Origin of the sequence: Lentzea tibetensis (assembly GCF_007845675.1) — a bacterium.
GTDB lineage: Bacteria > Actinomycetota > Actinomycetes > Mycobacteriales > Pseudonocardiaceae > Lentzea > Lentzea tibetensis.
The window spans coordinates 444,384-457,861 of the sequence record NZ_VOBR01000003.1 but is presented as its reverse complement, the minus strand read 5'-3'; the positions used below and the strand labels follow the sequence as shown (position 1 = coordinate 457,861).

The following is a 13,478-nucleotide window of genomic DNA, read 5'->3' as shown; positions in this document are numbered from 1 at the left end:
GGGTACAGATCAGCCGGTAATTTGGGGTGGTTCGAGGGTCATGTCCGGTCACGGTTGCCTTCCTGGTCAAGCACGCTATTCGACGTGTTTGCGCACGTCAGCCGGACCTGGATTGCAGATGCGGCAGATCTGGCCGACGCTGAGCGACGCGCAGCTGAAGGCGCGGCTCGGGCTCACCCCGATGATCGGCAAGAACGACACCGGGATGACCACCACGCAGTCCGACGCGCGGAAGGTGCTCGCCTACGCGCAGGCCAACCACGTCAACCGGATCGGCTTCTGGTCGGTCGGACGGGACAACGGCGGTTGCCCCACCGGTCAGGTGTCGCCGTCGTGCAGCGGCATCTCGCAGGCGAACTGGGAGTTCACCAACATCTTCAAGAGCTTCACCGGCTGAGCTTCTCCTCCGGCAACCCCTGCCGGGCGCAGGCCGACGCGGATCTTCCGTCCCGCGTCGGCCTTCGCTCGTCAGTGGCAGAGCGGTGGTTCGACGTCCGTCGGGTGGAAGACGACCGGCTCGGACGGTGCCTCGAAGCGCGTGTCGTCGACGGCGAAGCGCAGCGTCTTGTCGTCGACGACGGTGACCACGCCGCTGGTGTAACCGTCGTACTTGACGCCGTTCGGATCGGGACGCGGCTTCGGTTCCGGCAGCGGCGTCTCCGCGCGCCAGGTGCGGTCGCCGAACTTCAGGAACTCCAGCCCGCAGTGCGTCAGCACCTCGATCTGGTGCGTCTCGATCTTGCCGACGATCCCGCCGCTCGGATCGGGCGCGTCCGCGGCCGTGGTCGTCCGCGGCCCGCAGCCGGCCAGCAGCAGGAGCAGAACCATCCCCCAGAGCGTTCTCATGCCCGGAGGACGTGAAGAGGCCCGGCCCCCGTTGCACGGGAGACCGGGCCGAATCCGTTCTGCCTAGCAGGACCCGCAGCAGCCGCAGCCAGGACCGGTGCAGGAACTGCAGCAAGAGCAACCACCCATGACGACGACCTCCACGTGGGTTGACCAAGCAATCACCTCGGACAGTAAGTCTTGCGCCACGCTGTGTGACACCACCTTCAGGGTGATTACAGTTACCGGAATGGATGGTCCTGCCGAGATGCTGGCCGCTGACGTGGCGTCGAACGCGCTCGGCATCACGCCGGTCGAGCTGCGCGACGGCTACGCCCGGCTCACCATGACCGTCGCCGATCTCATGATCAACGGGCACGGCATCGCGCACGGCGGGTACGTCTTCCTGCTCGCAGACACGGCGTTCGCCTGCGCGTGCAACAAGCCGGGGGCGGTGACCGTGGCGGCCACCGCCGAGATCGACTTCATCCTGCCCGTGCACGCCGGTGACGCGCTGGAGGCCGAGGCCGTCGAGCGGACCCTGTTCGGCCGCAGCGGCATCTACGACATCACGGTGCGACGGGGTGCTGAGATCGTCGCGGAGTTCCGAGGGCGGAGCCGTACGTTGCGCGCGCACCCATGACCTGGAGCACCAGGAACCCGACGACACCCACCGCCTGAGCGAGCGTCAGCACGACCCCGAGCGTGCTGAGCGGGAACCAGCCGACCTCCGCGACGAGCACGCTGTCGGCCACCCACAACGCGTTGAACGCGAGCACCAGCTGCACGAGCTTGCGGTCCGGCAGTTCCCGCGTCCCGAGCCAGAACGCGAAACAACCGTAAGCCACCGCGACCGCGCCCACCCCGATCAGGAATGCCGTCGGGAATCCCAGCGCGGGACGCAGGACCAACATCAGCAGGCCGATTCCGATGGAAGCGACACCGTCCAACTTGAGTGCGAATTTCAACATGGCCCGACCGTGCACTCCCGATCACTGCCAGAGCCACGTCAAACGCTGCCAACTCCTGCCATCAGATCGGTCGCGACCAGGCGCGCGGCGGCGTTCTGCCAGTTGTGCAGCGTCCGTTCGGGCACCTGGGTGACGAACCACGTGAGCGCCTGCTTCGACGCCGCGTCGAGGCCCTCGCGCTTGGTGCGCACCGAGTACGGGCGGATTCCGGCGACGTAGTAGAAGTAAAGGGCGTTGTAGTAACGCCATTCGTCGCTCGTGCCGAACTCACCGTCGCGCGGTTTGAGCCGGACAATGCTCTCCAGCAACAGCTTCTTCAGTTCCGCGGCGCGTTCCAGCGGTGGCAACGACTGGTCGATCGCGGGCAACGCCGTGAGCGGGCTCGCCACGAGCTTGCCGAGGTCGCCGTAGTGCGCCAGCGCCCGCCGGGTCAGCTTCGCGAAGTCCGCACCCTCCAGGCGCGGGTCGAGCTTGGGCAGCGCGTCGGCGGCCTGCCGCAGCTCGGCCCGTTCGGCCGCGACCTTCGGGACGGTGAGCCGGTCGACCGCGGATGCCAGCGGGCTCGACAGCACCTGGACACCGATCGCCGCGGCGACCGTGCCGTAGAGCAGCGGTTCCATGCCGGGCTGGAGGAACAACGCGACCTGGCCGCCGAAGAGCGCAGCCGTGAGCGCGGAGACGACGAACGAGCGCACCATGTCCGCCTTGATCGCCTCGCCCTCCTCGACCGCGTCGGTCAGCGCGACCAGCACGCCGAGGATCACCAGGTCGACGCCGATGGTCGGGAGCACCCACTCGGGCGGCAGCAGCCGCAGCAGGAAAGCGCCTGCCCCGAGCGGGACGAGGATCGTGATCAGCGCCAGGAACAGCCGCCGGTACAGCGCGATCCCGAACGCGCCCACCAACGGCACCAGCACGATCCACGGCACGAACAGCGCCGCTACGTACACGGGCACGACCGCGTACGTCCACCACCGGACGTGGCCGGTGAACGTCAGCGTCACACCGGTCCAGGCGAGTGCGGGGATGACGACGAGCGCGGGCACGGGCAGCACGACGGCGACGGCGTACGCGACCAGACCACCGCCGGTCCACCAGAGCAAACGCTTACCGGGGTCACGCGCGAGCACGTACAGGCCGAGCCACCACGCCAGGCCGAACACCAGCACCGATAGGACGAGCACAAGCCGACGGTAGCGCCGTTTGCGACACTGTCCCCCATGCCGGTTGAGCTGACGCTCCACAAGGCCGCCGAAGAACTGCGGCGAGGTGACCTGGCGAACGTCCTGCGCGCCCGCCAGCGACTCGCCGGACTGGTCGGCACCTACCCGCACCGACTGGACCTCCGTTCCCGGCTCGCCGAGGTCTACCGGGTGCTCGGCGACCTCCCGCAAGCCGGCCGGTGGGACTACCTCGGGGAGTCACCCGATCCGGTGGAGATCGTCGCGTTCGAACGCGCCTACCGCACGCCCACGATGCGACTGGAGGCGCTGGGCTGGTCCGGCAACCTCGACGACGCCCCCACCGACACCGCCCGCGCGAAGCTCACCGAACTGCACCGCGAGGCGCGCGTCCAGCTCCAGCGCGAGCTGGACGCGACACCGCGCGAGGAGACGTCGTGGCTCGCCTGCCTGCTGGTCGTGCTCGGCGGGACCGTCGTCGTGGTGTGCTTCCTGCTGGGCCTGGTGACGGTGGCGACGTTCTTGTGGAAGCTGGTGACATGACACCCGCCGCCCGCATCGCCCCGTACGTCCGCCGCACGCCCGTCATGAGAGCCGAGGCCGACGGCCGCCCGCTCGTGTTCAAGCTGGAACACCTCCAGCTGACCGGCTCGTTCAAGGTGCGCGGCGCGGTGAACAAGCTCCTGTCGCTGGACCGGCCGTCCGAGGTCGTCACGGCGTCCGGCGGCAACCACGGGCTCGGAGTGGCCATGGCGGCCCAGCTGCTCGGGGTGCACGCGACGGTGTTCGTGCCGATCACGGCACCGGAGAGCAAGACGCGGCGGATCGAGGAGGCGGGCGCGAAGCTGATCCGCTACGGCGCCACCTACGCGCAGGCCGCGGCCGAGGCGCGCACGTTCGGTGTGACGTACCTGGAGGCGTACAACGACCCGGACGTGATCGCCGGGCAGAGCACGGTGGCGGCGGAGATCGTCGAGGACGCGCCGGACGTCGACTCGATCGTCGTCGCCGTCGGTGGTGGCGGGCTGGTCGCCGGGACGTGCCTGTCGGCCGGCGGACGGCTCGTGGTCGCGGTGGAACCTGATGGCTGCTGTGCCATGCACAACGCTCTGGAGGCCGGCACGCCGGTCGACTCGCCGGTGGACTCCGTCGCCGCTTCCGCCCTCGGTGCCACGCGGGCCGGTGAGGTGCCGCTGGAGATCCTGCAGCGGCACGACGTGCGGTCCGTGCTCGTCTCCGACGCCGAACTGCTGGCCGCTCGGGACCGGTTGTGGGAGGAGTTCCGGTTCGCCGTCGAGCCCGCCTCGGCCGTCGCGTTCGCGGCCTTCCTCAAGGGTGAGGTGCCGGGTGAGCTCCCCTGCGTGCTGCTCTGCGGCGCCAACAGCTCCTGGCTGCCTGAATGACGTACGTCAGGTTGCGTACGCCGGAGCCGTTCCGGCGCTGATGTTCCGGCGCGGCTTTCGGCCAACACTGCTCGCATGAGGAAAGTCGCGTACGGGATCAGCGTGGTGCTCCTGCTGAGCGGACTGTTCCACCTCGTCGTGTTCTTCGTGGACGGCGGGCCGTGGGAGGGCCCGGTGTCCTGGCGCAAGGCGGTCACGTTCGGGGTGTCGTTCGGACTCACCCTGGCGTCGGTGGCATGGGTGACGAAGCTGCTGCGCGTCGGGCCGGTCGTGCTGGGGATCTTCACGTTCGCGTCGGTGATGGAGGTCGGTCTCATCACCCTGCAGGCGTGGCGGAAGGTGCCTTCGCACTTCAACGACGAGACGGCGTTCGACGCGCTCGTGGCCCGCAGTCTCGCCGCGGGTGGTGGCCTGATCATCTTCACGGTGATCTGGCTCGTGGTGGCGGCGTGGAAGGCGCGGCACCTCGCCCCGAGCATGCTGCTCGCCGTGCGGGTCGGGGCGGTGACGTTCCTGTCCGCCATGCTGTTCGGCGCGCTGATGATCGCGCGCGGGGTGGTCCTCACGCTCACCGAGGGGCACCAGGTCGCCTACGCGACCGCGGGCACCTGGAAGCTCGCGCACGGCGTGGCGATGCACGGCGTGCTGCTGTTGCCGTTGCTGGCGTGGCTGCTGACGTTCACGCCGTGGAGCGAGCACCGTCGCACCCGGATCGTGGGGACGGCGTCCGCGCTCTACGTGCTGGCGATCGTCGCGGCCGCGGTGGTCAGCGCGTCTTGACGACGGTCCACACCGGAGTGATCTGGCGGGGGATGTGGATGTCCGGGTCCCTCGCCGGGTCCAGCAGCTCGATGCGCCTGATCAACGACAGCACCTGCTCGTGCGACTCGTCCGCGACACCTCGCGTCAGCCAGTAGAGCGTGCGGACCTCGAGCGTCATCCGCTCGTACTGCTCAGCCGTCAGGCACTGAGCGGACGGGTGGCCCAGCTTGATGGTCAGCGTCCTGACGCGACGTGCGACGACGTCAGCGTGACCTTCGGGGTTGTGATGCGGCACACATGCATCATCGTCTGATGGATCACATTCGTTTCAGCCGGTCTCGCTGATGGTCGCGCTGGCGAGCACGAGATCGCCCGCCGAATCGGGGCGGTAGACCGCCACCGCCTGGCCGGGAGCGACACCGCGGAGCGGCTCACGGAGATGAACGCGCAGCTCACCGTCCACCAGCTCGGCAACGGCAGGCGCGCAGCCGCCGTGCGCCCGCACCTGTGCGACGCACTCGACCGGACCGTCCAAATTCACCCGGCAGACTGGCGACGTCGCGACGATCTCGGTGACCGCCAGCTTCTCCGCCGCGCCGACCCGCACGGTGCCGGAGACGGGCTCCAGCGACAGCACGTAGCGGGGACGGCCGTCCGGCGCGGGTGCGTCGATGCCGAGCCCCTTGCGCTGGCCGACGGTGAACTCGTGCACGCCCGCGTGCCTGCCCAGCACGGCACCGGTCTCGTCGTCGACGAGCAGGCCCGGCTTGGCGTCCAGCTTGTTCGCGAGGAACTTCTGGGTGTCGCCGTCCGGGATGAAGCAGATGTCGTGGCTGTCCGGCTTCTTCGCGACGGACAGGCCGCGCTGGGCGGCCTCGACGCGCACGTCGTCCTTCGTGGTGTCCCCCAACGGGAACATGGCGTGCGACAGCTGCTCGTGCGTGAGCGAGGCGAGCACGTACGACTGGTCCTTGCCGTCGTCCGCGCTGCGGCGCAGCTCCAGCACGCCGTCCACAGTGGCCAGCCGGGCGTAGTGGCCGGTGCAGACCGCGTCGAAGCCGAGCGCGATCGCCTTGTCCAGCAACGCCTCGAACTTGATGCGCTCGTTGCAGCGCAGGCACGGGTTCGGCGTGCGGCCCGCGGCGTACTCGGCGACGAAGTCCTCGACGACGTCCTCGGTGAACCGCTCCGCGAAGTCCCACACGTAGAACGGGATGCCCATGAGGTCGGCCGCGCGGCGCGCGTCGTGCGCGTCCTCGATCGTGCAGCAGCCGCGCGCACCCGTGCGCAACGTGCCGGGCTTGGCCGACAGCGCGAGGTGCACGCCCGTGACGTCGTGCCCCGCGTCGACGGCGCGTGCCGCCGCGACGGCGCTGTCGACGCCGCCGCTCATCGCCGCGAGGACCCTCACGGTGACACCACCTTCCGTGATCGCCGCATCCCGGCGAGACCTGCTGTGCGCGCCCGCTCCACCACCGGCCCGATCGCGTCGGTCAGCTCGCGGACGTCCTGCTGGGTCGACGTGTGCCCGAGCGAGAACCGCAGCGAGCCGCGGGCCAGCGCGGGCTCGACGCCCATCGCGAGCAGCACGTGGCTCGGCTGCGCGACACCGGCCGTGCACGCGGACCCCGTCGAGCACTCGATGCCCTTGGCGTCCAGCAGCATCAGCAGGCTGTCGCCCTCGCAGCCGGGGAACGTCAGGTGCGCGTTGCCGGGCAGCCGGTCGACCGGGTCACCGTTGACGATGACGTCCGGGACCACGGCTCGGACGGACTCGATCAGCTCGTCGCGCAACGCCTTCAGCTCGGCCGCGCGCTGCTCCTGCTCGTCGACCGCGTGCCGGACGGCGGCCGCGAGCCCGACGATCGCCGGGACGTCCAGCGTGCCGGACCGCACGTCGCGCTCCTGGCCACCGCCGTGCAGCAGCGGCGTGCAGCGCACGTCGCGCGCCAGCAGCAGCACGCCGACCCCGTACGGCCCGCCGACCTTGTGCCCGGTCATCGTCAGCGCCGACGCACCGGACGACGCGAAGTCGACCGGCACCGCGCCCACGGCCTGCACCGCGTCCGTGTGGAACGGCACGCCGTGCTCCAGCGCGACCGCGGCCAGGTCGAACACCGGGTTGATCGTGCCGACCTCGTTGTTCGCCCACATCGCCGTGACCAGCGCGACGTCGTCGTCCATCGCGTCGGCGAGCACCTCCGGGTGCACGCGGCCGTACCGGTCGGTTTCCAGCCAGGTGATCTCGGCGCCCTGCGCGCCCAGCCACTCGACGGCGTCCAGCACGGCGTGGTGCTCGACGGCCGAGGCGAGCACGCGCTTGCGGTCGCGCGCCCAGTAGATGCCCTTGACGGCGAGGTTGTCGCTCTCCGTCCCACCCCCGGTGAAGATCACCTCGGACGGCCGCGCACCGAGCGCGTCGGCGATGTCCTCCCGCGCTTCTTCGACCGCGCGGCGCGCCCGCCTGCCTGAGGTGTGCAGCGACGAGGCGTTGCCCGTGGTGGACAACGCCTCGGTCATCGCCGCCACCGCCTGAGGCAGCATCGGCGTCGTTGCAGCGTGGTCGAGATAAGCCATTTGACCTCAGGATATCTGGTTCGCCGATGTGATCGTGCACGCGTGGTTAGAGTGACCGCTCCACGACGTCACCTGGGGGGGACGCCATGTTTCGCGTGCTGCTCGCGGCAGCCGTGCTCGTCGGCCTGGTCAGCGCCTGCGGCCAACCGGCGAAGCCCACCGCCGACCACGTCGCCATTCCCGGCACGAAGGTGTCGCTCCGGCCGCCGGAGGGCATGCAGGTCGATGCCAAGCTGCCGGGGCTGAGACGGCCGGACACCCAGAGCACCGTGACCGTCACCGTCATGCCCGAGTCCGCGCAGACCGCGCAGCAGCGCCTCGACGCGATGGCCGAGGTCCTCACCAGCGAGAAGGTCAACCAGCAGAGCATCAAGATGGCGCCGTTCCAGCGCGTGACGGTGGCGGGCATGTCCGCTATCACCAGCACCGGGACGCACGAGTTCAAGGGAAAGACGTTCGCGAGGGCAGCGGTCGTCATGGCGGGCGACGACGGCGCGGTGATGATGACCGCGGAGCTCGACGAGGACGACCCGCTGTCCGCCGAGGACGCGCTCGCCGTGCTGACCGACGCGAAGTGGAACTAGCCGGATGGCATGCGGGTCAACGCGCTGCCACCATCGCATGATCATCGGCAACTTCAAGCCCGCACCGCACTCCGACCAGCTACCCGCGTTCCGCGCGATGGCGCGCTCACTCGTGATCGACTAGGCACCGGGACCCGGTCAGGATCGCCCCGAGCAGGGCAACCCCGGCCATCAGCACCGCGAGCACGACGACGCCGACGGTGGGTGCGGTGGCCACGACGACCATCCCGCCCACCCCGGCGAACAGGGCCGCACCGAGCTGGTCGCTGATCTGCACGGCCGCCGAGTTGAAGCCGCGGTCGGTGTCGACCGACGACCTGAGCACGAGCACGCTGATGCTCGACATGCCGAGCCCCATCCCGGCACCGGTGACGGCCCAGATCAGCGCGGTCGCCCACGCCGGTCCCCAGGAGGGCGCGATGAGCGTCACGGCGGCCAGGCTCGCCGAGACGAGCAGGAAGCCCCAGCGCACGAGCGTCTGACGCGGGATGTCCGTCCGGCGGCCCTGCCACATGGCCGCGACGGACCAGCCGAGCGCGCCGAGCGTCAGCGGGATGCCCGCCTCGAACGGCGAGTAGCCGTGCACGACGGTCAGGGTCAGCGGGATGAACGCCTCGACGGCGAAGAACGTGCCGCCGAGCAGGCCGCGGGCGAGCACGGTCACCGGCAGGCCGCGGCGGGCGGTCAACGTCCCCTTGGGCAGCAGCACGCGCAGAGCCGCTCCCAGCACGACCACCGCCACGAGGCCCAGCCACCAGATGTGGTGCTGCATGGCCCAGCTGAGCCCGGCGACCCCCGCCGCCGCACCCAGCGCGGCCAGCGGCAGGAAGCGGCGCGCGGGCGGTGTTGCGGTGTGGACGGGCAGTCTGCGCAGCACCGGGACCAGCAGCACGAGGCCGATCACCACGAGCGGCACCAGCGCCAGGAACACCAGTCGCCAGGTGAAGTTCTCGGTCGCCCAGCCCGCGAACGTCGGGCCGACCAGCGACGGCACGACCCACGCCGCCGCCAGCGCGCCGAACGCGGCCGGGTGGTCGGAGTCGGGGTAGACGGCCGCGATCAGGACGTAGACCGCGACGACCTGGGTGCCCCCGCCGAGCCCCTGGAGCACGCGGCCGACCAGCAGCATCGTCATCGAGTCTGCGGTGCCCGCGACCAGCAGGCCGACGAGGAACAGGCCGACGCCGAGCAGCAGCGCGGGCTTCGGGCCGCGCAGGTCGGACAGCCTGCCGGAGAACACGGTCCCGACCAGTGACGACGCCATGAACGCGATGAACGGCCACGCGTACAGCGCCTCGCCGCGCAGTTCCGCGACCATGCGCGGCATCGCCGTGCCCACGCCCATGGCCTCGAAGGCCAGCAGCGTCACGAGCAGGACGAGCCCCGTGGTCGGCCAGCGCCGGTCAGGCGCCCAGAGAGCTGATCCGGGCCGGGACGTGGGTTCCGCGGTGAGTGTCACCAGGACATGGTTCAACCTCTACCTCGGTCGAGGTCAAGCGATTCGCCTGCGCCTCGGCCAGTGCCGCGAGCTCGCGCCGGTTCGCCGCGCGGCCCGGTGCGATCTCGTCCAGCACGTGCACCTCGACGATCAGGCCGCGCAGGCTGAGCACCCGGCGGATCGAGTCGACGAGCGTGTCGCTGCCCACGAACGCGGGGTGCGTGGTGGCGCGGTCGCCGACCCGGTACCGCAGGACGATCGGGCGCACCGGCACGCCCGCGTTCAGCGCGGACTGGAACAGCGCGGGCTTGTAGCGCCCGGACGCCAGTCCGCACCAGGTCGTGCCCTCGGCGTGGATGCCGACAGCGGCACCGTCGCGCAGCGCGGAGGCGAGCTCGTCCACCGCGGCGGGCAGCAGGCTCAGTCGCTCGCGGTCGAGGTACACCGTGCGCGCACCGGTGACGATGCGGCCGAGCACCGGCCAGTCCTTGATGTCGCGCTTGGCGACGAGGCGGATCGGCTGCACGGCGTCGATCGCGAGCTCGTCCAGCCAGGACACGTGGTTGCTCACCACGAGCACGCCGCGGCCGCGCGTCTCCTGGAACCGGCGCGGCCCGATCACCCGCAGCCGCGCGCCGAAACCGCGCAGCACGACGTGGAACCAGCCGCGCACCAACGACTCCCGTGCCGTGCCGCGCAGCACCGCGATGCCGAGCAGCAGCGGGATCCCGAGCAGGATCGCACTGGCGGCGAAGACCGCGCGGAACGCCATCCGCACCCGGCCGATCGTCGGCACCTGCCCGCCGAGGCAGCCGTCACCGCACGGCGAGGTCGGCATCCAGGGGTGGCTCACGGTGTCTCCCCGAGGAAGAACTTCAGGTACCGCTGGTCGATGCGGTCCATGCTGAGCAGGATGAACAGGTCGGCGACGCCGAAGTCGACGTCGAGCGCGGGCCGGCCGCAGACCCACGCGCCGAGCCGCAGGTAGCCCTTCAGCAGGGGCGGCAGCACCGTCTTCTCCGGGCGCTTCACGGTGTCGACGTCCCACGGCTTCAGCGGTCGGACCCGGTACTCCTCGGGCGCGTAGTGCTTGGCGTGGACCTGGTCCCACACGCCCGCCGCGAAGCTGCCGCCGTCGATCAGCGGCACGGACGCGCAGCCGACGAGGTGGTCGTGGCCGGACAACAGCATGTACCGCGCGATACCGGCCCAGACGAGGCTGACGACAGCGCCGTTGCGGTGGTCCGGGTGCACGCACGACCGGCCCGTCTCGACGAGCGCGGGGCGCAGCGCGTTGAGGTTCGTCAGGTCGAACTCGGTGTCGCAGTAGAGCTTCCCGGCCTCCTGCGCCCGCTCGGGCGGCAGCATCCGGTACGTGCCGACGATGTCACCGGTGCGGTCGTCGCGGACGACCAGGTGGTCGCAGTGCTCGTCGAAGGCGTCGACGTCGAGGCCGGGCACGCTCGTGTGCAGCGTCGCGCCCATCTCACCGGCGAACACCTCGTGGCGGAGTCTCTGCGCGGCAACGACCTCCGCGCTGTCACGGGCGACGAGGAGGGAATAGCGGGGTGCGTCGGTCCCCTGCTGGTGCGGGGTGCTGACTAGCAGTTCCGGCTGCGTCATGACTCGAAGATGACTCGAACCCGGCAAAGCCCAGCAGGTCAAACCGATGACACCTCAGTGGCAGTCGGGTTAAGGGCCGGTGCTCCCCTCACCCGATGAGGTGAGGTCGGCGTCCGCCCGGTGAACACGAGCCGCAGCGCACGTGAACAGCCAGAAAGCAGAAGTCCACAGTGGACGAAGCCTCGATATTCAGTCGCAGGTGACGGGCCCGCTGCGGGAGCATGGCCGTTCAACCGGCGCATGGAGAGGGGAACGACCGTGCCCGAATCACCCGGCGAAGCGGACACCGCGAGCCGTGATTCGTCCACCCGGAAGAAATCGGTGCTGCTGGCGCTGCGCTACAACGTCCGCGAGCTGGCGCGCCAGAAGGCGCTGGCGGCGCCTGCGCTGCTGATGCCCGCGCTGGGCAACACCTGCCTGCAGTACCTGGCGCCGCTGGTCGTCGCCTCGCTGATCGGACATCTCGCGGGCGGCGGGGACAGCGGCCTGGGTGCGGTGCTGCCGTACGTGCTCGGCTTCGCGGGGCTGCTGCTGGCCACGGAGATCCTGTGGCGGATCGGCATCCACTGCCTGAACCGCGTCGAGGGGCGCGGCATCGAACGGCTGGCCGTGGTCGGCATGGACGAGCTGCTGGCCAAGGACGCCGCGTTCTTCCACGACAACTTCGCGGGCTCGCTCACCAAACGGGTGCTGAGCTTCGCGTCGCGGTTCGAGGAGTTCGTCGACACGCTCGCGTTCTCGGTGCTGGCCAACCTGGTGCCGCTGGGGTTCGCGTCGGTGATCCTCTGGGGCTACTCGCCGTGGCTCGTGGTCGTGCTGGTGGGGCTCATCGCGGTCACCGGCCTGGTCGTCGCACCGCTGATCCGCCGCCGCCAGGAGCTGGTCGACCAGCGGGAGGCCGCCATCGCCAAGGTGTCCGGCCACGTCGCCGACACGCTGTCGAACATGGACACGGTCCGCGCGTTCGCCGCCGAGGAGCGCGAGGCTGCGGAACACCGGTCGCGCGTCGCCGAGCAGCGGCGGCTCGCGCTGCGGTCGTGGGACTACGCCAACCTGCGCATCGACACCGTGGTCGCACCGCTGTCCGTGCTCACCAACTCGCTCGGCCTGCTGCTGGCCGTGGGTCTCAGCGGTGGCCTGGGCGTCGAGGCGATCATGGTCGCGTTCGCGTACTACTCGAACGCCACCCGGATCATGTTCGAGTTCAACCAGATCTACCGGCGGATGGAGAGCTCGCTGACCGAGGCGGCGCAGTTCACCGAGCTGCTGCTGGACCCGCCGACCGTGGTCGACGCGCCCGCGCCGGAGCCGTTGCGCCCCACCGGCGCCGACGTCCGGTTCGACCGGGTCAGCTTCACCCACAGCGGCGGCAAGGAGCTGTTCGACCGGCTCGACCTGGACATCCCGAGCGGCACGAAGATCGGGCTGGTCGGGCGGTCCGGTGGTGGCAAGACCACGCTCACCAGGCTGCTGCTGCGCCTGATGGACATCAATGGCGGGCAGATCCTGGTCGGCGGGCAGGACATCTCGAAGCTGCGCCAGGCCGACCTGCGCGGGCTGATCGCGTACGTCCCGCAGGAGCCGGCCATGTTCCACCGGACGCTGCGCGACAACATCGCGTTCGCCCGGCCGGGCGCCAGTGACGCGGACGTGCTGAACGCCGCACGGGCAGCACACGTCACGGAGTTCGCCGAGAGCCTGCCGCAGGGCTTCGACACCCTGGTCGGCGAACGCGGCATCAAGCTGTCCGGCGGGCAGCGGCAACGGGTCGCGCTGGCCCGCGCCATCCTGCGGGACGCACCGATCCTGCTGCTGGACGAGGCGACCAGCGCGCTGGACTCGGAGAGCGAGATCCTGGTCCAGGAAGCGTTGTGGCGCCTGATGGACGGCCGCACCGCGATCGTCGTCGCCCACCGGCTCAGCACGGTCGTGCGGATGGACCGGCTGGTCGTGCTCGACCGCGGTGAGATCGTCGAGCAGGGCACGCACGACGAGCTGCTCAAGACCCAGGGCACCTACGCCCGGCTCTGGCACCACCAGTCCGGCGGGTTCCTGGAAGACGCGGACACCACGTCGCCGACCGGCGCCGTCGTCTGAACGCCGTCAGGGCCGCA

General features: G+C 70.4%; 16 protein-coding genes. 7 read left to right on the top strand and 9 right to left on the bottom strand.

The window, feature by feature from the left end; genetic code table 11:
- Positions 1-118 precede the first annotated feature (118 nt).
- Positions 119-397, top strand: a complete 279-nt coding sequence (locus tag FKR81_RS06325) for a glycoside hydrolase family 18 protein (protein ID WP_186762801.1) — start codon at positions 119-121, stop codon at positions 395-397.
- Between the two features lie 71 nt (positions 398-468).
- Here FKR81_RS06325 and FKR81_RS06320 read toward each other — a convergent pair whose 3' ends face one another.
- Entirely contained in the window at positions 469-828 is a 360-nt protein-coding gene (locus tag FKR81_RS06320; protein ID WP_146349972.1) for a hypothetical protein, read from the bottom strand.
- A gap of 247 nt (positions 829-1,075) precedes the next feature.
- Between FKR81_RS06320 and paaI the strand changes: the two genes are divergently transcribed.
- Positions 1,076-1,468, top strand: a complete 393-nt coding sequence (gene paaI, locus FKR81_RS06315; RefSeq protein ID WP_146349971.1) for a hydroxyphenylacetyl-CoA thioesterase PaaI — start codon at positions 1,076-1,078, stop codon at positions 1,466-1,468.
- Here paaI and FKR81_RS06310 read toward each other — a convergent pair.
- Together FKR81_RS06310 and FKR81_RS06305 are read right to left on the bottom strand one after the other, a co-directional pair.
- Positions 1,395-1,796, bottom strand: coding sequence for a hypothetical protein (locus FKR81_RS06310; protein ID WP_146349970.1), 402 nt, complete (start codon positions 1,794-1,796; stop codon positions 1,395-1,397). The two genes, paaI and FKR81_RS06310, sit on opposite strands and share 74 nt — an antisense overlap.
- A 38-nt stretch (positions 1,797-1,834) precedes the next feature.
- Positions 1,835-2,980: a hypothetical protein gene (locus FKR81_RS06305; protein WP_146349969.1), complete on the bottom strand. Its 1,146-nt coding sequence runs from the start codon at positions 2,978-2,980 to the stop codon at positions 1,835-1,837.
- Between the two features lie 36 nt (positions 2,981-3,016).
- Here FKR81_RS06305 and FKR81_RS06300 point away from each other — a divergent pair, with 36 nt between their 5' ends.
- From FKR81_RS06300 to FKR81_RS06290, 3 genes are all read left to right on the top strand, one after another.
- The gene (locus FKR81_RS06300) at positions 3,017-3,520 is read left to right on the top strand and encodes a DUF6584 family protein (protein ID WP_146349968.1); all 504 of its coding nucleotides are present in this window, start codon (positions 3,017-3,019) and stop codon (positions 3,518-3,520) included.
- On the top strand, positions 3,517-4,380 hold the full coding sequence (locus FKR81_RS06295; RefSeq protein WP_146349967.1) for a serine/threonine dehydratase: 864 nt from the start codon (positions 3,517-3,519) through the stop codon (positions 4,378-4,380). The genes FKR81_RS06300 and FKR81_RS06295 overlap by 4 nt, the downstream gene beginning before the upstream one ends.
- Positions 4,381-4,455: 75 nt before the next feature.
- On the top strand, positions 4,456-5,160 hold the full coding sequence (locus FKR81_RS06290) for a hypothetical protein (RefSeq protein WP_146349966.1): 705 nt from the start codon (positions 4,456-4,458) through the stop codon (positions 5,158-5,160).
- Here FKR81_RS06290 and FKR81_RS06285 read toward each other — a convergent pair.
- Genes FKR81_RS06285 through FKR81_RS06275 form a run of 3 tightly spaced genes read right to left on the bottom strand, consistent with a single transcriptional unit; the run spans position 5,147 to position 7,719 of the window.
- Entirely contained in the window at positions 5,147-5,437 is a 291-nt protein-coding gene (locus FKR81_RS06285; protein ID WP_146349965.1) for a hypothetical protein, read from the bottom strand. The genes FKR81_RS06290 and FKR81_RS06285 overlap by 14 nt on opposite strands.
- Before the next feature lie 33 nt (positions 5,438-5,470).
- A complete protein-coding gene (gene mnmA, locus FKR81_RS06280; RefSeq protein ID WP_146349964.1) occupies positions 5,471-6,553 on the bottom strand; it encodes a tRNA 2-thiouridine(34) synthase MnmA in 1,083 nt (360 codons plus the stop codon).
- On the bottom strand, positions 6,550-7,719 hold the full coding sequence (locus tag FKR81_RS06275; RefSeq protein ID WP_146349963.1) for a cysteine desulfurase family protein: 1,170 nt from the start codon (positions 7,717-7,719) through the stop codon (positions 6,550-6,552). The genes mnmA and FKR81_RS06275 overlap by 4 nt, the downstream gene beginning before the upstream one ends.
- An 86-nt stretch (positions 7,720-7,805) precedes the next feature.
- Between FKR81_RS06275 and FKR81_RS06270 the strand changes: the two genes are divergently transcribed.
- Positions 7,806-8,303, top strand: coding sequence for a hypothetical protein (locus FKR81_RS06270; RefSeq protein ID WP_146349962.1), 498 nt, complete (start codon positions 7,806-7,808; stop codon positions 8,301-8,303).
- Between the two features lie 106 nt (positions 8,304-8,409).
- On the opposite strand, the gene FKR81_RS06265 is transcribed toward FKR81_RS06270, so the two are convergent.
- The 3 genes from FKR81_RS06265 to FKR81_RS06255 are packed head-to-tail and all read right to left on the bottom strand — an operon-like array spanning position 8,410 to position 11,364.
- A complete protein-coding gene (locus FKR81_RS06265; RefSeq protein WP_146349961.1) occupies positions 8,410-9,762 on the bottom strand; it encodes an MFS transporter in 1,353 nt (450 codons plus the stop codon).
- Complete coding sequence (locus tag FKR81_RS06260) at positions 9,707-10,594, bottom strand: lysophospholipid acyltransferase family protein (RefSeq protein WP_235921329.1); 888 nt, start codon at positions 10,592-10,594, stop codon at positions 9,707-9,709. The genes FKR81_RS06265 and FKR81_RS06260 overlap by 56 nt, the downstream gene beginning before the upstream one ends.
- Positions 10,591-11,364, bottom strand: coding sequence for a GNAT family N-acetyltransferase (locus tag FKR81_RS06255; RefSeq protein WP_146349960.1), 774 nt, complete (start codon positions 11,362-11,364; stop codon positions 10,591-10,593). Before FKR81_RS06255 ends, FKR81_RS06260 begins: the two co-directional genes overlap by 4 nt.
- A 258-nt stretch (positions 11,365-11,622) precedes the next feature.
- Here FKR81_RS06255 and FKR81_RS06250 point away from each other — a divergent pair, with 258 nt between their 5' ends.
- Complete coding sequence (locus FKR81_RS06250; protein ID WP_235921326.1) at positions 11,623-13,461, top strand: ABC transporter ATP-binding protein; 1,839 nt, start codon at positions 11,623-11,625, stop codon at positions 13,459-13,461.
- Positions 13,462-13,478 lie beyond the last annotated feature (17 nt).